This window comes from Allomuricauda sp. MMSF_3307, from assembly GCF_030733585.1.
GTDB lineage: Bacteria > Bacteroidota > Bacteroidia > Flavobacteriales > Flavobacteriaceae > Flagellimonas.
Window position 1 is genome coordinate 137853 of the sequence record NZ_JASHIQ010000004.1, and the last position, 20227, is coordinate 158079.

Sequence of the window (20227 nt, forward strand, 5' to 3'; positions counted from 1 at the left end):
TCCATTATTGCTTTATCGTAGTTGGATTTCCACAATAAGTGGGTTATATATGTACTTTCTCCATTTAAAATGTTAAAATTTTAGATTTCTATAAGGGTTTTTTGAAAAAGTTACGTCTCTTGATAAAGTGACAAAATACATCAAATGACCAAACTTGATATTAGAAGAATCATTACTAGGTATATCAACCAAGAGGCTTCCCAGGAAGAATTGGCCATTTTATATGAATGGGTAAAGAAAGGAAACAACAAAGAAGTCTTTAAAAAGTTGGTACAAGCCGACTATCTGGTCAATTACGAGGATAGACCATGGGATACCGAGGTGGCCTTTGAGCAGTTCCTGCATACCATTAAGAGCAAGGAAAATGGAAAGGTGAAAGGACTTTACAGCCGTCCTTACCTCTGGAAATATGCTGCAATTGCGGTTATTTTCTTGGGGTCCTCATTATACTTTCTTCTAAATCAGCAACTATTTGAAAAGGTTCCTCTGAATGTAGGTCCCGACCAGATTACCTTGGAACTGGACAATGGAGAGGTACTGGTCTTGAAACCATCATCAAACAATACCGTTAAAAGCAAAAATGGAACTACGGAGGTCTCAGTGATCAACGGGGTGTTGACACAAAGGGACAACGGAAAAACCAGTGGGTCTACACGCAAAAACACTTTAAGTGTACCCATAGGTGAGCGTCTATCGGTAACACTGGACGATGGTTCCGTTGTAATGCTCAATGCGGGCTCGACCATGACATACCCATCAAGTTTTGAAGGTGCTGACCGGAGAGAGGTGCTTGTAACAGGAGAAGCCTATTTCGAGGTGGCCAAGAACCCGAATAAACCATTTATTGTACGGACCTCCAAAATGTATACCCAGGTCTATGGTACAGTTTTCAATGTTTCGGCCTACCCAGAAGATGAAATCAATGAGGTGGTCTTGGTTGAAGGTTCAGTTGGGGTAGGAACACTTTTCAGGGAGTCGCTGGAAGGAGAGCAAATGCTCAAACCTTCCCAAAAGGCCTCCAGTAATCCAAGGGAAGGCAACGAATTTCTTATCGAAGATGTCGATGTTTCCCCCTACATCTCATGGACCAAGGGAATCCTTGTTTTTGAGAACGAGCCCATGGGCAAAATCATCAAAAGGTTGGAACGGCATTACGGCATCCAGATAGACAATAGATTTGAACAGCTTGAAGAAAGACGTTTTACGGGTATGTTCGATGAAGAAAATATTGATCGCGTCCTTAGAACCATACAGGCGCATACCCAATTTAGTTATTACCTAAAAAATGAAATGATAATAATAAATGAACCTCATAAACAATAGTGCCTATGAAGTAAAAACCAATAACCAAAAAACAATTACTAACTAACTACACTAATTCAATTATGAAAAAAACCATAACTAAAGGTGCATCATGCCCAAAATTGGGCAAAAACATGCTGTACGGCCTATTTCTGATCCTCTTTTTTGGTCAGGTCAATGCAGCTTCCTGTGCACAGTACGACAAGGTGGACAAAAGCTTTTTCGATACCAAACTGAGCGAAGTTTTTGAGACCGTCACCCAAACAACAGGGTACAAGTTTTTTTATGAGGCTTCGGAGGTGGACCTGGACCGAAAAGTTACCGTTCTTGGTAAAAATCGCTGTGTAGCCGACTTTTTTGAGGAGGTTTTTAAGGGTACAGACCTTACTTTTAAGATCATTGCAAGGCAGATAGTCATTAAGAAAAGGACTGAATCCTTGCCCAACTTGGTCCCACAACGAAAGGTTGAACAGGATAACCCACAAACCACCTTGACCGGTCTGGTGTTGGATGAGTCCGGGATTCCTTTGGCAGGCGCCAGTATTATTGCAAAGGGAACCACTGTAGGTGTTACTACCGATTTTGATGGTAATTTTGAAATTGACTTGCCCTCAGGGGTAACCGTGATCCAGGTCTCCTACATAGGATTTAGGCCTAAAGAGGTGAATGTTGCCGGTCTTACTACAGTAACCGTTACTATGGAAGAAGACGCTGCCTCATTGGATGAGGTGGTCGTTGTCGGTTACGGTACTTTGGCAAAAAAGAAAGTTACGGGATCAGTTGTTTCGGTAAGCTCCGAGACGATTACCGAGGTTCCTGCCCTCACTCCAGAAGCCGCACTTATCGGTCAGGTAACCGGTGTTCAAGTACAAGAGGTATCAGGAGAGCCCGGTGCCGCTCCCAATATCAGGGTAAGGGGCTCAGGTTCCATTTCAGCGGGAAACGACCCACTGTTTGTTGTGGACGGGATTCCTATTTCACGGAACCTTACCTCCTCCAGCCAATTGGGTGGGGTGTCAAACAGGCGATCGGCCTTTCAGCCACCAACGATTAATCCACTGGCTACGCTAAACCCTAACGATATTGAGTCCATTCAGGTCTTGAAGGATGCCAGTGCCGCTGCTATCTATGGCTCTAGGGGTGGCAATGGGGTATTATTGATTACCACCAAAAAAGGTTCTAATGGAGATGAAGGGGTGTTTTCCTTTGATTCATTCTTAAGCCTCCAATCTGTGGCCAATAAGCTTGATCTGATGAACGCACCGGAGTTGATCGACTTTACAAGGGATGCTAGAAACAACGCCTATCTTCAGTCGGTGGACGGAGCGTCCATAGATGACCCCATTGGTCCTGGAGACAGAGGTAACACCAATTACGAAATGCCCGAATCCTTTATCAACTGGGATGGTACGGATACAGATTGGCAAGATCTGCTCTTTAAAACGGGAATTGTACAGAGTTATAACTTCTCTTACGCCTCACCGATACGGAATAAGACCAGTTTTTATCTGTCCTCAGGATATTTTTCACAAACAGGAATTATTGACAAGGCCAAGTTTGAGCGTTATACAGTTTTGCTTAATCTCAATTCCCAATTGACAGAAAAATTGAACTTGGATGTGCGTTTGGCCCCAACAGTGACCGAAAATCAAAGGGTACCGGCATCTGCACCTTATTTTGCAACCCCTCCTGGAATCGTTTATTCGGGCATCGTACACTCTCCAACCGTAAGTCCTTACAATCCTGATGGTACGATCAATCAATTAAACAATCAGTCCTATTTGGGCGGAGGTACCACAACGGCCAGTAACCCTTTGGCTATCATAGAGGCTGTGGATGACCAAATATTCCAATTCCAGACTAGGGGAACCCTTGGATTGACCTATGACATCCTGCCGGAATTGAGTTTTAAAACCTTTGGAGGTGTTTATATCAATCTCTTCAACCAAGATTTTTATAGGGCAAGCTCCCTATTGTTCCGAAATTCAGCGGATGGTAACCCTTACGGTCAAGCGTCCTCTTCCACAGAGACCAATTGGCTCTGGGAAAATACATTGAATTTTAAAAAGGAGTACGGCGATCACTACGTGGATGCGGTACTCGGTTATACCGCGCAAAAGGATAACCTGACCTTAAAACAGGTACTTGCCAATAATTACCCGGATGATTTGGTCCCGACCATAAGTGGAGGTCAGGTATTTGGCGGAACCTCTATCCAGGAACAATGGTCTTTATTGTCTGCCCTTTTTAGGGTGAATTACAGTTACAAGGACAAATACTTGTTCACTGGAACGATTCGTTCAGATAAGTCCTCACGATTTGGTAAAAATAATCAGACCGGCTACTTCCCATCCTTTTCTGTAGGTTGGCGATTGAACGAGGAGACATTTTTAAAGGATTCAGAATCCATATCTGAGTTAAAGCTCCGCCTAAGCTGGGGCCAGACCGGAAACTTTGAGATTCCCAACTACGGTGCCGTAGGGCTTCTTGCGCCTCAAAACTATAATCTCGGGGGCAACCAGATCAATGGACTGGTTCAAAGTACGATACCCAATCCTAACTTAACTTGGGAAAAATCCGAGCAAATCAATGCAGGTATCGAATTGGGCTTGTTCAATAACAGGGTCTTCGTTTTGGCGGACTATTATGATACGCGCACAAAGGATTTATTGTTGAATGTGGCCATTTCTTCCGTATCTGGATTTGAGACCAACTTGAGAAATCTGGGAGAAGTAAAAAACTCGGGTTTTGAAATCGCCCTGAGCACCAAGAATTTTGTTGGCGACTTCACTTGGAATACGGATGTCAATTTTGCAACCAATAAAAATGAAGTGCTGTCATTGAATGTAGACAATGAGCCCATATTTTCTTCTGGAAGTGCAGGCGTAAGGCACGTCACCCAGGTAGGGGATCCTATCGGCAGTTATTATGGATATGTGGTAGATGGTATCTATCAGTCGCAAGAGGAAATCGCCAATGCACCGGTCGATACCCAAGCTCCCGATCCAGCACCGGGTGACTTTAGGTTCAAGGATATCAACGGGGATGGACAGATCACCCCGGACGACAGGACCGTTACCGGTAGTTATTTCCCTGATTTTATTTGGGGTATCAACAATCGACTGACTTTCAAAAATATTGATTTTAGCTTTTTGATTCAAGGAACGGAGGGCAATGAAATATTGAACCTGACCTCCCGGCACATGAAGAACGGAGAGGCCAATTTCAATTCCTACGCAGTTTTCAACGAACGATGGAGATCCCCTTCCGACCCGGGGAACGGGTCCATTCCCAGGGCGGATAGATTGTCCGGGAACCATGGGAACAATAACAGGCCCTCTTCTTTTCAAGTTGAGGATGGGTCTTACGTACGTTTGCGTAACGTGACCCTGGGTTATACGCTGCCAACGGATAATTTTTTTGGAAGTAAGATCCAGAGACTTAGGTTCTATGTTACCGCCACCAACCTCTTTACCATAACCGATTATCTTGGCTATAACCCAGAGGTGAGCAGTATTACAACGAACAGTTTGACACCTGGGGAGGACTATGGGGCATTTCCATTGACCAAATCCTTTACCATGGGCGTAAACCTTAAGTTCTAACCTAAAAACCTCAGAAAGATGAAACGAATTTTATATATAATGCTATGTACGGCTTTATTGACCGGGTGTAGTGAAGAATTTACTGATCTTGCCCCAATTTCCAACAGAAATGAGGCAGACTTTTACAATGCCCCGGAAGACTTTGAGGTGGCCATTAATGCCAGCTATGCAGGTCTACAGAGTACGGGTATCTACGGACGGGGTTATTGGACGATGTTCGAGATGCGCAGCGACAATACCGACCAAGGCCCGGATGCCACTGGTTTGGCGAGGCAGTATACTGAAATCAATTCCTTTACGGAGGATGCGCTCAATGAACAGATTACCGCAGCTTGGAGCGAGTCATATCGGGTAATTGCCAACTGCAATGTCATTTTAGATCGTATACCTCCCATCGAATTGGATGCGGAACTCAAAAATAGGATTACAGGGGAAGCCTTGTTCATTCGATCGTTGGTCTATTATCACATGGCCATCGGTTTTGGAAATATTCCGCTGCAACTGACCCCTTTTGTTAGCGGTGATGAATTGGTGCAGGTCGATGAGACCACCATATTGCAACAATTGGTGACAGATTTGACCGAGGCGGAGGCAAACCTTCCCGTTTCCTACTCAGGGAACGAGGTGGGAAAAGCGACCAAAGGCGCTGCCGCAACCTTACTGGCCAAAGTACTGCTGACCTTGGGCAACAATTCGGAAGCGGAAACCGTCTTAAGACGCATTATTGGGAACTATGGCTACGAACTGTTGCCCAATTATGCCGATTTATGGGGCGTTGCCAATGAAAATAATGCCGAGTCGATATTTGAAGTGCAATATATCAGTGGTGGAATTAGCCAAGGAAGCGTTTTCACCAATGATTTTTCACCAAGTACCGATTTGCAGACCGGAGCTGGGTTTGGACGTAACCGTCCTACCATTTCCATGCAAGAGGCCTATGAGGACGGGGACTTGAGATATGAGGTATCCATGGGTGCCACCTATATCAACGCGGAAGGAGAGGTGGTCGAAGCCAGGCATGTCCGAAAATACCAATCCGATTTGGCCATTGAAAACGACTCCGATATCAATTTTGTGGTCTTTCGATATGCTGATGTGCTCCTCATGCTGGCAGAAGCCTTGGGGGAAAGCTCGGAGAGTTACGACCTAATCAACGAGGTAAGGAACAGAGCAGGGCTTCCGGATATCGATGCTTCGACACCAGGGACTTTTCAAGACAAGTTGCTACAGGAAAGAAGGGTAGAGCTCGCTTTTGAGAATCACCGATGGCCCGACCTCAAACGCTTTGGTGCCGTAAATAAGGTCCTAGAGGCAGAGGACTTCATAACGGATACCCGTGAGTACTTCTTTATCCCGCAAAGGGAAATTGACATCAATCCAAACTTTGTACAGAACTAAATAAGCAAAGACATTAAAAACAAGTGCATGTTTTCATTCATTAGGTTAGTTTGATTGATCCCAAACCGTGAATTTCCTACTTATTGCTTTAGGTGAATCACCGAATTAATCGCTTTAAAACATGTCACCGTGATAGTTGTCCCTTGCGGGACGACCAGACCTTGAACTGAAAAATTTTAATGAACCATTTATCCAAAACAACATGAAAAAATTAGTACTGGCCATTTGTCTATGCCTTGCATTTTCAACCATTCAGGCCCAACAAAAAAAAGTATTGAACATTTTAGCCATTGGAGCACATCCGGATGATTGCGACTCCAAATTTGGGGGCACGGCGGCCTTGTTTGCAAAAATGGGCCATAATGTGAAGTTTTTGTCCTTGACCAATGGTGATGCAGGTCATTATGCGATGGGAGGTGGAGTTTTGGCCAAAAAACGCAGGCAAGAGGCCAAGGACGCTGCAAAAGCGTTGGGGATATCCGAGTATGAGGTATTGGACAATCACGATGGCGAATTGTTCCCGACCCTTAATGTGAGATTGGAGGTAATTCGCAGGATTAGGGACTGGGATGCCGATATCGTTTTGGGACTACGGCCAAACGATTACCACCCAGATCATAGAAATGCCGGTTCGGTAGTACAGGATGCAGCGTACATGAACATTGTACCCAATGTCGCACCCGATACCCCTCCCCTTAAAAAGAACCCGGTGTTTTTGTATATGAGCGATCACTTTAAAAAGCCCTATCCCTTCCAAAAGGATATTGCGGTCATTGTTGATGATGTCATCGATACCAAAGTCAAAGGATTGGCTGCCCACGATTCACAAATGTTCGAATGGTTGCCATGGACAAGGGGAGTAGACGTCTCTACCATACCCACAGAGGAAAAGGCAAGATTGGCTTGGTTAAAGGAGGCTTGGATGAACAGGGCACCTGATGCCAGTACTTTGGAGGCCGTAAAAAAATGGTACCCAGGTGTCGATGTTTCCCAAGTGAAACAAGTGGAGTTCTTTGAAATCTGCGAGTATGGAAAACAGCCGTCGGATGAAGAAATAAAAATGTTGTTTCCCATGTTGGGAACCAAATAATGGTAAAGAACACCCCAGGTAGCATCCAAAAATAAATAACCAACCCACCACCCATGGATATTAGCAAGCCCAAGACCAAAAGATACGTCCATATTATCGCATTGGTGATGATCGTTTTCTTTGTGATCTCATTTATCACCAATATTCTCAACTCCATCATAGTGGATGTCAAGGATAGTTTTGATCTAAGCCTGACCTTAACAGGCCTATTACCGTTCACTTTCTTTATAGCCTATGGCATCATGTCCATACCGGCGGGCTTTTTATCCGAAAGATATGGTGAGCGATCATTGCTTTCCATTTCATTTTTGGTCATGGGCCTTGCTTCCCTGGGGTTTGCCATTTTTCCCCAATATGCGGTCTTTAGCGTTACGTTATTTGTGTTGGGCTGTTGTATGGCTGTTTTACAGGTCATCATCAATCCAATGCTACGGGTCGCCGGTGGCGAGGAGCACTTTGCGTTCAACTCGGTGTTGGCGCAATTGGTCTTCGGTGCCGCTTCCTTCCTTAGTCCCTATCTGTACAAGTATCTGGTAAGCAAGGACAATACCGATGATACCCTAGCGGGAATGCTACGGGGATGGGTGCCAAAAGAGTTTCCTTGGGTTTCCTTGTACATCGTATTTGCGGCCATTTCATTCCTGTTGTTTGTTTATGTCTTTTTGACGAAGTATCCCAGATTTGAAAAGACCGAGGAAGAAAGGGCAGGGGATAAGGGCTCCTATTGGGACCTGTTGAAGAACAAATGGACGCTATTGTATTTTCTGGGCATCTTTTGCTATGTGGGAACGGAACAAGGAGTCGGAAACTGGATTTCCCAATTCCTGAACCAATACCATGGCCTTGACCCACAGACCATAGGAGCCGATACCGTTTCCTATTTCTGGGCCATGTTGACCGTAGGTTGTTTACTGGGCCTTTTGCTTCTCAGGTTTATGGATAGCAGAAAACTGCTCATTCTTACAACGGCCATTACCATGCTGTGTTTGATTTTGGCCCTTACCGGAACGGCACAACTGGCGTTGATCGGTTTTCCTGCAGTGGGGTTCTTTATATCCGTTATGTATTCCATCATATTTTCTCTGGCACTCAACTCGGTCAAGGAACATCATGGTTCTTTATCCGGTATACTTTGTACGGGCATTGCAGGCGGTGCCGTAATCCCATTTATAGTAGGGGGTTTGGGCGAATTGATGTCTTTGAAATCAGGAATGTTCTTTTTACTGGTTCCCTTGGCCTTTATCCTGACCATAGGATTCTGGGCCAAACCTTTGGTGAACAATAAGACGATACGTTTAAAAAAGGATTAGTGGAAAAGGAAAACAGGACTGTTGTCGGGGTCGATATAGGAGGTACCAAAATTAAATCGGGAAGGGTTATGGGCACGAAAGTGGAACAGACCGGATATTCCATGGTGGTGAAAACGGATCCACTGGAAAACTCCCTATCCAAATTATACGATACCATTGAAGAAGTAATGACGGAGTCCGTGACCGCCATCGGTGTTGGGGTGCCAGCAGTGGTAGACAAAGATTCCGGAGTTGTTTTTGATGTGCAGAACATTCCGTCTTGGAAAACGGTGCCCTTAAAACAACTCTTGGAGGATCGGTTCAACGTACCCGCTTTTTTGAACAACGACGCCAACTGTTTCGCTTTGGGGGAAAAGCATTTCGGAAAAGCAAGGAATTATGCAAACTGTGTTGCCCTTTCCTTGGGAACAGGGCTTGGTATGGGAATCATAATAGAGAATAAATTATATAGCGGAGTTTTATGCGGTGCCGGAGAAGTTGGAATGCTATCCTACAAAGATGGTATTCTGGAAGAATATACGGGCAGTTTCTTTTTTGAAAAGGTCTATGGTACATCAGCAAAAACGCTTTACGGGAGAGCATTGAAAAATGATGCGCAAGCTCTCGCTGCCTTTGTGGAATATGGTGTGCATTTAGGGGAGGCGATAAAGAACATACTGTATTTGTTTGCCCCCGAAGCCATCATTTTAGGAGGCTCCATTAGTAGGGCACATCCATTTTTTACATCTGCAATGGATGAGGCACTCAAAACATTCGCATACCAAAAGCAATTAGAAAATTTTAAAATAGAAATCTCGGATTTAGTGGACACGCCCATCTTGGGGGCTGCCGCACTTTGTCTTTAAAAATTAACCTTACTGAACATGAGAATATTACTATCAGTAATTCTGGTAAGCTTGTTACTTCAATCCTGTACCCAACCAAAGGCGACAGGAAACCAGCTAGCCATTACCGTTGAAAACAATATAAAAGGGGCGCCCATTACCTTAGGGATACCTTTTCCGAAAGGAGCATTAAATTCAGTGGACCATATTCGTTTACTGACATCCGATGGTATGGAAATCCCTTGCCAGACCACAGAGGTAAGTACCTGGGACCCTATCGATGATAGCATTAAATGGGTATGGGTATTTTTCTTCTCCGAAGAAACAACGGATTATGTATTGGAGTATGGCAAAGGAGTGGTCCCAATGGGGCCTAAGGAAAAAATCATATCGGCCAACAATATGCGGCCAGGTGGTGGGATCGAAGTAAATACCGGGGAGATATCCTTCACTATCGATAAAAAGGGTGACGGGTTTTTGGACAAGGTATTTTTGGATTCCGACAACGATGGTAAGTATTCGGAAAAAGAGCTGATCGCATCTTCCCCTGGAAGTCATAGGGGATCCTTCTTCGATTTGCTCGATGATGCCGGAGTTGATACATCCAAAGCATTTATCCATGAAGTATTCCGGGAGAAAGGATCAGGCCCCATGCATTCCATTTTTAGAATAGAGGGGACATATACCTATAGTAGGGAAGATAACAACATTTCCCCTTTTACCATTTGGTTGCATACCTACGCAGGAAAAAGCTACATCAAAGTATTGCATACCATGACCTATACGGGGATTCCCGATAAACACAAAATTCAGGAAGGGGAGCATGCTAATATTGCGACCCAAAATAAAAAAATCATTTCGGAGAACACAGCGGACGATCCGGGTTGGATGCAGCCCAACGATCAAATAGCTGGGATTGGCCTCCAACTTAAATACCATCTTGACGATAATTCATTGGTTTCCATGCCATTGCAACAGGGTTCATGGAAGAAGGATAAAGCACCAACCGCCTTGCAAGAAGTTAGTCTTGATGATTCCTCCGTTCAATTACTGCAAAAGGGACCGGCTAAAAAAAGTCCACCGACCTTGAGGGATGTCTATCTCAACCAATTGGACGAAAACAGTGATGGGAACATCAACAATGACAAGGAATTCCAAGCAACCGTTACCCTTGGAGAAGACGATGTGGCCACGTCACAAAGGGCCAAAGGTTGGTTGAACGTGACCGATGGAAAAAGGGGGATCGGCGTAGGAATCCGAAACTTTATGAAAGAATATCCCAAAGGGATAAAATTAGACCCGGTCAACCATATACTTTTGGGAAGCATTTGGCCAGAGGAGAACGGACCGATGAGTTTTGAAAGGCACCACACTGCAATGGACGGCGGCATGTTGTCCAATTTTGCCCAAGGGATAACCAAAACGACCGAATTCATTTATTATTTCCACGATAACAAGAGCGATGTTGCCGAAACTATGGATTATGTTGTGGAAAGTCCTGTTGCGCATGCTGCACCGGAATGGTACACCAATTCCAAAGTGTACGGTAACATGGCACCGGCCTCTTCCGAGCATACCGAGTTCGAAAATGCACTTCAATATCGATATCAATGGTGGGCCTACAACCAAAAGAACCAACCCTGGTATGGCATGTTCAACTATGGTGATGGAAAGGCCTATTATTATAACGGACATTGGGTACAGTGGACCAACAATGAGCCCACCGTTGATTTTATGCTCTGGACCAATTTTATGCGTACGGGAGATCCACAATATTTTGAGATGGCCCAGGCCATGAGCAGACATACCATGGATGTGGACAATGTACACTGGCCCAAAAAACGAACGTATTATGGTCAGATCAACGATGCCATAGACTTTTGGGATTTCAAGGACGAGCCGGAATCCACACCCTACCTGGGAATTGGAAGGAGACATGCCGCAGAACATTGGTATTCCTTATTGAGCGCGCACGTTTGGATCCAGGGTTGGATTGCGGACTACTATCTAACAGGCGACCATAGGGCTTTGGAAGTAGCTAAAATGACCGGTGATACCTATATCAACCGTATATGGGGCGAGCATGATCTACGGGGTAGAAGATTGTATTTGTCCGTACTTAATATGGTGGAGTTATACGATGCCACCAAATTACAGAAATATAAGGATGAACTGGACGATAGGGTACGATTGATGCTTGAATTCCAAGAGCGTCAAGGAGGAAACCTGGTGTTGGATAGATATGGTTATTCCCAGCCCTATGTGGCACAGGGACTTTATAAGTATCAACAGATCACCGGGGATGAAGAAGTGCGCAAAGCCTTGTTGAGGCACGCAAGATGGGTTCGCGATGTGCCACCGTTGAACCACGAGATGGAATCTTATTTAGCAACCATATCTCCATTGTTGTTAGGATATGAGTTTAGTGGCGAAAAGAGCTATCTGGACGAAGCCTTGGCAAGGGCAGAAATGCTCAAGGTAGGTGAGTTGCCAAAATCACCGGATGACTATAAAACATCTGAAGAATATAGCAAGGACCTTTTGGGAATATCCAATCTGCCCATGAGCAAGGGGCGCTTCACGAATTGGCAGACCAATCAAGGACTCCGGGTATTTGGTTGGACACATGGCTACAATATTCCATACCTGCTCTATTGGATGGATGAGGCCAATATCAAGTAAAACGTGTAATCTTCGGAAAAGGGATGGCCAAACCTTCGGGAGCCGTCCCTTTTTTATGCCAAATTGGAATGACTGGATATGAGCTATAAAAGACTGGGCTTGGTATTGGGACCGTTGCTCTTCGTATTGGTAAGGTGCTGTTTTGAGCCCCAAGGCCTTTCCCATGAGGGACGTGACGTGCTGGCGGCTACCCTTTGGATCGCTGTTTGGTGGGTGTTTGAGGTTATCCCGATCGCGGTTACCGCTTTGTTGCCCATCGTTCTGTTTCCACTCATGGATACCCTTCCATTGGGGGATACCACCGCAAGCTATGGCCATAAGTATGTGTTCCTGTACATGGGAGGTTTTATATTGGCCATGGCCATCGAAAAATGGAACCTCCACAAAAGAATAGCGTTGCATATCATAAGGGTCATTGGCACCAATATGTACCGTATTGTACTGGGCTTTATGGTAGCAACCGCTTTTTTGTCCATGTGGATATCCAATACCGCGACCACGGTAATGGTATTGCCGATGGCCATTTCCATTGTCAAGCAATTAAAGGACAATCCAAATACTCCAGTGGATGAAAACACCGTGTTCAGTAAGTTGTTGATGCTGGCCATCGCTTATGCCGCTTCCATCGGTGGTATTGCCACTTTGATAGGAACGCCACCAAATCTGGTATTCGCGGGATTTGTCCAAAAGGCCTATGGCTGGGATGTAGGGTTTTGGGATTGGATGAAGTTCGGTCTGCCCTTATCCTCCATGCTATTGGTTTTGGGATGGCTTTATTTGACCCGTGTAGCCTTTCCTTTAAGAAATGCTGTTTTTCCTGGGGGAAAAAGGGAGATCGAGCGATTGTTGAACGAACTGGGCCCTCTGCAAAAGGAAGAAAAAAGAGTACTCTTGGTTTTTGTGCTCACTGCGCTGTGCTGGATTTTCAGGTCGGTTTTGCTTGAAAGGTTCATTCCCCATATGGACGATACGATCATTGCCATAACCTCGGCGGTGCTATTATTTCTGGTACCGGCAAACCAAACAGGACGTCCGTTGATCAATTGGCAGGAAGCGGTTCGCATACCATGGGGCATCATTTTACTGTTCGGTGGGGGCATGGCCATCGCCAAAGGATTTCAAGATACCGGTCTTGCCTCTTTTCTGGGCGCACAGATGACATTCTTCAGCGGCCTGCCTTTGCTTTTGCTTTTGCTGCTGATCATCGCATCTGTCAATTTTTTGACAGAGGTCACATCCAATCTGGCCACCACAGCCATGTTGCTTCCTGTTTTGGCGCCATTGGCCCTTACCTTGAAAATAGACCCGCTGATGTTGTTGGTGGCCTGTACCACGGCAGCGTCGTGTGCGTTTATGTTGCCGGTGGCAACACCTCCCAACGCTGTTGTTTTTGGTTCGGGCTATTTGCGTATTCCCGATATGGTACGTGCCGGACTTTTTATGAACTTACTATCCATAGTTCTTATTTCGCTTTTCATTTATTGGGTGATGCCCTTATTGATGGGGCCGTTTTGATATCGACTGGGGAAGTCTTGGCATAGTGTAAAGACCTGACTACATGAACCGGGCATTGTAATTTCGTTTCATGGACCGGTCCATTACTGCTTCATCCAAATCGGACTTGTGTCGGCGCTATGGTCTGCTCCCAATATATCCTTATAGAGCTCTGGTCTTCGGGCATTTTTATAGCGCCAACCACCGGATAGCTGTATTTTGTCCTTTGTAATTTTTGATAGGGTAATTTCGTCATCAAAAGATCGTATCTCGGACAAGACCTCGCCATAAGGGTCCAAAATCATAGAGTTCCCATTTTTAAGATGCTCACCGTCATAGCCAATTGGATTCGAGAAGGCGTAATAAACACCATTGTCATAGGCCCTGGCAGGTAGCCACCGCATCAACCAGCGTCTTCCTTTAGGGCCATCAAACTCCAAACGTAGCGAAACGGGATCATTAAAGCGATTGTCCCAGTATTTTTGGTCTACATAGCCCCGATGAGGCATGGAGGATGGCGTGCAGCCGGTGACATGTGGAGCAAATATGATCTCTGCTCCCAAAAGACTTGTAGCGCGTACATTTTCAATGACATTGTTATCGTAACAAATCAGGATGCCACATTTCCAACCCAGTAGGTCGAATACACAATATTGGTTGCCAGCGGACAAATGTGCATTGATGAACGGATGGATTTTACGGTATTTGGCCACCACCCCTTCGGCCGTAACGCAGATGTAGGTATTGTACAACTTTCCTTCTGCCTTTTCCACCAGACCGGCAAGGATGGGGATGCCCAGTTCAGCTGAGATGGATATGAGATCCTTCGTACTTTCGCCGCTTGGGATTTCTTCTGCCAAACTGGTCAAATCCTTTCGGTCCAGATCCTTGGTGAAGGTGTATCCGGTCACGCACATTTCATGAAAACTGATTACATCTGCACCTTTGGCACGGGCCTTCTTGGCAAGTTTGCGGATGATGGAAAGATTATAGGCCTTATCGCCGTCCTTGGGCTCAAATTGTGCTACTGCTACGTTCATGTCGAATTAAGGTCGCTTTATACCAACCCATTATATATTTTTTGTTGAATAAAGCTGGTTTTGTTCGAGGAGGTAAAATAAGGTTATTTATCCGAACGGCATTGGAACATGGACACAAATGTGGTGCTATGGAATACCTTTTTTACGCTCAATGGTTGATTTGAAAGGATGAACTAAAATAGGGCATTGATCGAAGCGTGGGTTAACCTTCATAAAGATGGATGCCTCTCAAAGGCGATGTCCCAATTGGAATCATTGTGGACAATCCATTTGTTTACCTGGATATTTTGGAAAAGGTGAAGGTGGTAATTGAAATCAGGTTTTGAATGAGCACCATGTGGGAATCATTATTGAAAAGTAGCGTAATGCAATGAAGCTATTTTCCAATACGTGCGGTAACACCCCCAAATGGGGCGGTCATTATCGATCGTTAGCACAGCTTTATTTTGAAATGTAATTAGCCCCGCTCTACCAATATGGGGCTAAACACTTGGTAGTATACATTGGAATCACTACATTAAAGATTAGTTTTAGACAACCTCAATTATGTGCTACGATGTCAATGCCCAGCTGGAAACACAGCTCAAAAGGGCCATGCGGGATGCGGATGAGCATGCCATCCGTGAAATCCAGGAAAAAATGGTCAGGGAGACCGACCTGCCCCTGTTCCATGTGACGGGTTTCCAACATCCCAAGATGCTCATTTATACCAATGAAAGTCCCAATGCTCCTGTGGTGTCCCAATGGGGATTGATACCTTTTTGGGCCAAGGATAAAAAGGCAATCTGGAACAATACCCTAAACGCACGTGGGGAGACCATTTTTGAGAAGAATTCCTTTAAAACGTCCGCAAGGGAAAAGCGATGCCTCATTTATATCGATGGGTTTTATGAACACCACCATCATGGCAAAGCAACCGTTCCTTATTACATCTCCCGTAAAGATCTTCGGCCCATAGCCTTGGCGGGTCTATGGAACGAGTGGACCGACCCCGAGACCGGGGAAATCCTCAATACTTTTTCCATTGTGACCACCGAAGGCAATCCCATGATGGCTGAGATCCATAACAATCCCAAGATGGAGGGACCGCGTATGCCGGTGATCTTGCCCGATGGATTGGAAGATGAATGGTTGAAACCGTATCGGGACGAGCTGGACCAAAAGCAATTGGAAGAACTGTTGCGACCCTATCCCGAATCGGAACTGGCGGCCCATACCGTCGGGAAACTGCGGGGCAAGGATGCCGTGGGCAATGTACCCGAGGCCATGGTCCCCGTGGCCTATGACAATGTTAAAACGACCTATTGATGCGGATATACGACTATTTGGCACTGTCCAAAGAGGAACAATGGGAGACCCTTTGGGACGATGCGGTCTATGTGGCCTCTTTCAGATCCATCGATTGTTGTTTTCAACTGTATGCCATGGACCGATTTTTTATCGAATTGGAACTTTGCCCGCAACAAGGTTCCATACTGAACATGGGTGTGTTCGTGCATGGTAAGAAAATGGACAAATATACCGATACGGTCTATCAGGACATTTTGGGTTTTCTATGATCAAGAATTAACTGTTCGGTATATGAAGAACCTAGTGCGCGGTATGGACCTTCCCTATACATTTGCCCATCGGATCCAAGCTTCTGATGATTTCAATGCACTCTTGCTGCAGCACTACATCCTGTTCAGTGATGGGGCCACTTTGGTGGACTATGCCATACGGGAAAAGGCCCATCTTTGCTCCGGGACCTACGGGGTTGAGGACTTTCATGGAAAGGTCAGTGCCTACATCGCATTTCTCGATCGCCTTATCCAAGGATGACCTTACCTGAGTATCGTCTTTCGATTGCTGTCATCCCAGTTCATTCCGAAAACACATTGGAGCAGCCGCTTTCCCTGTTATCCAATACCTACAAAAGATAAACGTCGCATCCCGGTATCGGACAAGGGACGGCATAAAGCCCCCGCTGTGGCCGTCTCCTGCCCTTGGGCAGGCCTATTTATTCCGTTTCCTCGCCGCTCAACGTGCTGCCTTCCGTTTGTAGACCACTGTAAATATTGTTTAACCTAAAATCATAAAAAGATGTATGTAGACAACTTACAGCAGGATGAGGTATTTGTGCCGGTACAGATCAGACCTCTAAACGAATTGACCGGAATGCCCGTACGAAAGGGCTTGGAACAGGCCGTGGTCAGCAACGGCAAGATCGTGAACATCGTGTCACAACGCTATGGACATATTCCCAATGAACTGTTCTTCAAAAAGGCGGAGCAATTGCTCATCGATGCCGATCTGACATACTCCCGTCAGAGCATTAACCGTTCGGACCGTAGTTTCAGCGTGGACTTTGTCCTTACCGACAGTACCCAGTTCTCGGTAGGGCAAGGTGAGGACGTCATTTTACCGATGCTGCGGTTTACCAATGCCTACGATGGGAGCGAACGTACCGCAGGCCATTTTGGGTTCTACCGAAAAGTCTGTTCCAATGGCCTGCACGTGGCCCGGACGGAAATCGGCTTTTCCATCAAGCACCACAAAAACGCGGTGCAGCTCATCATGCCCGGGCTCCAAGTACTGTTCCGCAGATTCCTCGACAATGAGTTCTACAGTACTTCCGGTAGGTTCCATCGGATGATGACCGTGGAACTGCTGGATACCAAGGATTTTGTTAGGGAAGTGCTGGAGCGGACCCAACTGTTCCGCTATGAGTGCAGCGATACCAATGATGCACCCTCCAAAAAGGCCCGAGAGGTCCTTGATATCCTTGATGCAGAGGCATTGCAACTGGGCAGTACCCCAAACCTCTGGTTGGGCTATAATGCCTTCAACTCAGTATTGCACCGTAACCTCAAGAAGGGCTTTGCCAAACAGCAACAGTTGGACAGGCAACTGTTCGAGACCGTTTATGAAATGGCCTAACGTTCCAAAGGGCCGCTCCGGTGCCCGTCCAAACCGGAGTTTTGCCACCGATTACACTACAACCTTTATAGTATTTCCCCTTTTTTACCAACTCAAGATTCAAAACAGAATCGTTTGAACATTAGGTGCCCACCATTAGCAAGGCATTCGAGATGTTTGTTTTGGTACAATTTAAGTTCAGGGACAGATTGCTATTGTAGGTACATTTAAAATCAACCGTTTTATGCCGCGCAAAGGTGATGTCTTGCAGCTCAGTCGCTGTTCTTTCAATTTACGAACCCATTCTTTTTTTCATTTGGGAGTCATAAGAGTCCAACACCTTTCTGATATTCTTGTGCTTTTCCAATAATTGATCGGCCAGTTTCTCATCAATATCCAATTCCTCCATCAACATTCGTTTACCGCGGTCGACCAATTTTTTATTGGACAATTGCATATCCACCATCTTGTTTCCACGAACCCTGCCCAGTTGAATCATAATGGAGGTGGAAATCATGTTCAAGGCAAGCTTTTGTGCCGTCCCGGCTTTCATCCGTGTGCTGCCGGTGACAAATTCCGGCCCCACGACCAACTCTATGGGATGATCGGATAGCTTAGAAAGGGGTGCATGGGCATTACAGGCTATACTTCCCGTCAAAATGGAATGTTCCTTGGACTTTCGTATTCCTCCAATGACATAGGGCGTAGTACCTGAGGCGGCAATCCCCAGTACAATATCCTTTTCACTGATATTGAATGCTTGAAGGTCTTTCCAAGCTTGATCAAAATCATCTTCCGCGTTTTCCACTGCCTTTCGCAAGGCTTTGTCGCCCCCGGCAATCAGACCGATGATCCAATCATCGGACACCCCAAAGGTAGGGGGGCATTCCGAGGCATCGAGGACACCCAGCCTTCCACTGGTGCCTGCGCCGATATAAAACAGTCTGCCCCCTTTTTTCATTTTGGTAACCGCATGATCGACAAATTCCTTGATTTGAGGAATTGCCTTTTCCATCACCAAAGGAACGCCCTTATCCTCATGGTTGATGTTGGTCAGCAATTCGAGGGTATCCATCTTTTCGAGACCGTCATAATTCGAAGGCTGCTCGGTCATATACTTGTTATTACTCATTTCTTTGTTTTAATTAAAATCAATCCTAAAAAAGTTAAACCACCGTTTACGGCAATATTGATGAAACCCATATCGAAATCATAGGTGTCCTTGAGAAACAGGCTCAAAAGATAGGTGGCTATGGGAGCCAGAACACATATGATCGGGACCACATGGTCCTTGATTTTTATGGTAGTAAACATTCCAAATACATAAAGCCCCAGTAAAGGACCATAGGTATATCCAGCCACATTGAAGATCAAGGAAATTACATCGCCCCTGCTATTTGAAAATAACATAATGATCCCAAAAACAACTATGGAAAAACCAAACAATACGATGTTCTTTATTCGTTTGGGGTTTTTAACGGTTTTGTTTGAAATGTCCAAGAAATCATAGGTAAAGGACGTAGTCAATGCCGTCAAGGCGGAATCGACACTTGAAAAAGAAGCTGCTATAACGCCCAACAGAAAAAAGATTCCGGTCACAGGGCCCAAATGGTTCAACGCAATATTCGGGAATAAGGTATCGGTATCCAATAGCGTACCATTTGCGTCCATGGGCAACCCTAATCCCATATGTTCGGCATAGATATACAATAAGATGCCCAGCCCCATAAACAGAAACTGGGTTATGGCCAATATGGAACTGTAGCTCAGTGTATTTTTCTGTGCCTCCCATACATTCTTGCAACTAAGGGTCTTTTGCATCATATTCTGGTCCAATCCGATCATCGCTATCGCTACCAAAATACCTGCAATGAACTGTTTGAAAAAGTTATTGTCCGACTTGGGTTCCCAGTTGAAGACATCAAAATAGGGATGGTCGACAATCTCATTTATCGATGCCGTAAATGTGAGGTTCAATGAAGTAATTACATAGTAACACGTGATCAGGGCACCTAAGATCAAAAAGATGGTTTGAAGGGTATCCGTCCAAACAATGGTTTTGATGCCGGACTTATACGAATACAGCCAAACCATTAACAAAATGGCGATAACGGTAATTGGGAACGGGCTTCCTATCTTTTCAAAAAACACAAATTGGAGGATCTTGGCCGCCAACAATAACCGTAGCGAAGCACCAAAGGACTGGGAAATCAGGAAAAACAAAGATCCGGTTTTATAGGCCCTATTACCAAATCGTTCCAATAAATAGGAATAGATGGATACCAACCTTAGCCGATAATACAGCGGGATGAGTACAAAAGTGATAAAGAGATACCCGACGACGTTACCCAGTATGAATTGGAAGAAATGAAAATTATTGTTTCCCACCATCCCGGGCAATGACACATAGGTTACTCCCGAAAGTCCGGCACCTATCATACCAAAGGCAACCAAAAACCAGGGAGATTGACGGTCCCCGGTAAAGTAGGTCTCATCGCCACTATTTCTGGAAGTAGCATACGAAATGGCCATGAGCACCAGAAAATAAAAGAGAATGACGAAAAAGATCAGGGTAAGGTCCAAC

General features: G+C 45.3%; 15 protein-coding genes. 12 read left to right on the forward strand and 3 right to left on the reverse strand.

Features of this window, described 5'->3' with window-relative positions; genetic code table 11:
• Positions 1-144 precede the first annotated feature (144 nt).
• The 8 genes from RBB12_RS11395 to RBB12_RS11430 all read left to right on the forward strand — a co-directional run bounded on the left by RBB12_RS11395 (position 145) and on the right by RBB12_RS11430 (position 13726).
• On the forward strand, positions 145-1323 hold the full coding sequence (locus RBB12_RS11395; protein ID WP_179385385.1) for a FecR family protein: 1179 nt from the start codon (positions 145-147) through the stop codon (positions 1321-1323).
• 62 nt (positions 1324-1385) lie between these two features.
• Positions 1386-4907, forward strand: coding sequence for a TonB-dependent receptor (locus RBB12_RS11400; RefSeq protein ID WP_293287578.1), 3522 nt, complete (start codon positions 1386-1388; stop codon positions 4905-4907).
• A gap of 18 nt (positions 4908-4925) precedes the next feature.
• Complete coding sequence (locus RBB12_RS11405) at positions 4926-6305, forward strand: RagB/SusD family nutrient uptake outer membrane protein (RefSeq protein ID WP_293287576.1); 1380 nt, start codon at positions 4926-4928, stop codon at positions 6303-6305.
• Positions 6306-6507: 202 nt separating this feature from the next.
• The gene (locus RBB12_RS11410) at positions 6508-7395 is read left to right on the forward strand and encodes a PIG-L deacetylase family protein (RefSeq protein WP_293287573.1); all 888 of its coding nucleotides are present in this window, start codon (positions 6508-6510) and stop codon (positions 7393-7395) included.
• Between the two features lie 53 nt (positions 7396-7448).
• The gene (locus RBB12_RS11415; protein WP_293287570.1) at positions 7449-8705 is read left to right on the forward strand and encodes an MFS transporter; all 1257 of its coding nucleotides are present in this window, start codon (positions 7449-7451) and stop codon (positions 8703-8705) included.
• Complete coding sequence (locus RBB12_RS11420) at positions 8705-9550, forward strand: ROK family protein (protein ID WP_293287568.1); 846 nt, start codon at positions 8705-8707, stop codon at positions 9548-9550. The genes RBB12_RS11415 and RBB12_RS11420 overlap by 1 nt, the downstream gene beginning before the upstream one ends.
• 18 nt (positions 9551-9568) lie before the next feature.
• Positions 9569-12211: a hypothetical protein gene (locus RBB12_RS11425; protein WP_306014343.1), complete on the forward strand. Its 2643-nt coding sequence runs from the start codon at positions 9569-9571 to the stop codon at positions 12209-12211.
• Between the two features lie 78 nt (positions 12212-12289).
• Positions 12290-13726 (forward strand): SLC13 family permease, encoded by a 1437-nt coding sequence (locus RBB12_RS11430; protein WP_293287563.1) that lies wholly within the window; start codon positions 12290-12292, stop codon positions 13724-13726.
• A gap of 83 nt (positions 13727-13809) precedes the next feature.
• Here RBB12_RS11430 and RBB12_RS11435 read toward each other — a convergent pair whose 3' ends face one another.
• A complete protein-coding gene (locus RBB12_RS11435; RefSeq protein WP_293287561.1) occupies positions 13810-14745 on the reverse strand; it encodes a nitrilase family protein in 936 nt (311 codons plus the stop codon).
• Between the two features lie 546 nt (positions 14746-15291).
• Here RBB12_RS11435 and RBB12_RS11440 point away from each other — a divergent pair.
• The 4 genes from RBB12_RS11440 (at position 15292) to RBB12_RS11455 (ending at position 17664) form a co-directional block, all read left to right on the forward strand.
• Positions 15292-16053: an SOS response-associated peptidase gene (locus RBB12_RS11440; protein ID WP_293287558.1), complete on the forward strand. Its 762-nt coding sequence runs from the start codon at positions 15292-15294 to the stop codon at positions 16051-16053.
• Positions 16053-16304: a hypothetical protein gene (locus tag RBB12_RS11445; protein ID WP_179385375.1), complete on the forward strand. Its 252-nt coding sequence runs from the start codon at positions 16053-16055 to the stop codon at positions 16302-16304. Before RBB12_RS11440 ends, RBB12_RS11445 begins: the two co-directional genes overlap by 1 nt.
• A gap of 22 nt (positions 16305-16326) precedes the next feature.
• Positions 16327-16566, forward strand: a complete 240-nt coding sequence (locus tag RBB12_RS11450; protein ID WP_306014342.1) for a hypothetical protein — start codon at positions 16327-16329, stop codon at positions 16564-16566.
• Positions 16567-16827: 261 nt separating this feature from the next.
• Entirely contained in the window at positions 16828-17664 is an 837-nt protein-coding gene (locus RBB12_RS11455) for a DUF932 domain-containing protein (RefSeq protein WP_306014341.1), read from the forward strand.
• 271 nt (positions 17665-17935) lie between these two features.
• Here RBB12_RS11455 and murQ read toward each other — a convergent pair whose 3' ends face one another.
• Both murQ and RBB12_RS11465 read right to left on the reverse strand, forming a co-directional pair.
• Entirely contained in the window at positions 17936-18775 is an 840-nt protein-coding gene (gene murQ / locus RBB12_RS11460) for an N-acetylmuramic acid 6-phosphate etherase (RefSeq protein ID WP_293287552.1), read from the reverse strand.
• A complete protein-coding gene (locus RBB12_RS11465) occupies positions 18772-20226 on the reverse strand; it encodes a sodium:solute symporter (protein ID WP_240905085.1) in 1455 nt (484 codons plus the stop codon). Before RBB12_RS11465 ends, murQ begins: the two co-directional genes overlap by 4 nt.
• Position 20227 lies beyond the last annotated feature (1 nt).

Coding starts and splice junctions, on each gene's coding strand:
- RBB12_RS11395 (WP_179385385.1), top strand. CDS start 145: ATGACCAAACTTGATATTAGAAGAATCATTACTAGGTATATCAACCAA.
- RBB12_RS11400 (WP_293287578.1), top strand. CDS start 1,386: ATGAAAAAAACCATAACTAAAGGTGCATCATGCCCAAAATTGGGCAAA.
- RBB12_RS11405 (WP_293287576.1), top strand. CDS start 4,926: ATGAAACGAATTTTATATATAATGCTATGTACGGCTTTATTGACCGGG.
- RBB12_RS11410 (WP_293287573.1), top strand. CDS start 6,508: ATGAAAAAATTAGTACTGGCCATTTGTCTATGCCTTGCATTTTCAACC.
- RBB12_RS11415 (WP_293287570.1), top strand. CDS start 7,449: ATGGATATTAGCAAGCCCAAGACCAAAAGATACGTCCATATTATCGCA.
- RBB12_RS11425 (WP_306014343.1), top strand. CDS start 9,569: ATGAGAATATTACTATCAGTAATTCTGGTAAGCTTGTTACTTCAATCC.
- RBB12_RS11430 (WP_293287563.1), top strand. CDS start 12,290: ATGAGCTATAAAAGACTGGGCTTGGTATTGGGACCGTTGCTCTTCGTA.
- RBB12_RS11435 (WP_293287561.1), bottom strand. CDS start 14,745: ATGAACGTAGCAGTAGCACAATTTGAGCCCAAGGACGGCGATAAGGCC.
- RBB12_RS11440 (WP_293287558.1), top strand. CDS start 15,292: ATGTGCTACGATGTCAATGCCCAGCTGGAAACACAGCTCAAAAGGGCC.
- RBB12_RS11445 (WP_179385375.1), top strand. CDS start 16,053: ATGCGGATATACGACTATTTGGCACTGTCCAAAGAGGAACAATGGGAG.
- RBB12_RS11450 (WP_306014342.1), top strand. CDS start 16,327: ATGAAGAACCTAGTGCGCGGTATGGACCTTCCCTATACATTTGCCCAT.
- RBB12_RS11455 (WP_306014341.1), top strand. CDS start 16,828: ATGTATGTAGACAACTTACAGCAGGATGAGGTATTTGTGCCGGTACAG.
- murQ (WP_293287552.1), bottom strand. CDS start 18,775: ATGAGTAATAACAAGTATATGACCGAGCAGCCTTCGAATTATGACGGT.